The organism is Psychrobacter sp. FME13 (assembly GCF_014861395.1).
Classification (GTDB): Bacteria; Pseudomonadota; Gammaproteobacteria; order Pseudomonadales; family Moraxellaceae; genus Psychrobacter.
On the sequence record NZ_RRYV01000400.1, the window covers coordinates 1 to 378 of the forward strand.

At 45.8% G+C, this 378-nt stretch carries 1 protein-coding gene; it reads left to right on the forward strand.

Annotated elements, in window-relative coordinates; genetic code table 11:
- Positions 1 to 93: 93 nt before the first annotated feature.
- On the forward strand, positions 94 to 378 hold a 285-nt coding region (locus EI164_RS17585), incomplete at its 3' end, for a MobA/MobL family protein (RefSeq protein WP_413038471.1).

Sequence of the window (378 nt, forward strand, 5' to 3'; positions counted from 1 at the left end):
AGAAATGACATAAACCGTACTTCGTGTGGTATTATTTCATTGTCTCAAACCGCGTTGGGGAAACCCCAAACCCCCCAAAACCGAGGTGCAAAAATGGCAATATTCAGAGCCGAAACCAAATCGCTCAGTCGTGGAAAAGGGCATAATTTAGCGGCGGCGATCTCATATCGTGCCGGTATAAAACTGACCGACAACAATAAAATAAACCCCGACGCTAGGTCTTACGATTACACCAAAAAAACCGATGTGGTTCACAGCCAGATAATGCTTCCTAATCAGTTGCGTGAGCAGTTGAAAGCGCGTGGTATCGAATTGGACTTTCAGAGTATCGCTGATTTGGTTGAGAGGGGAGAAACCACCAAGCGCGGTAAGATGAAA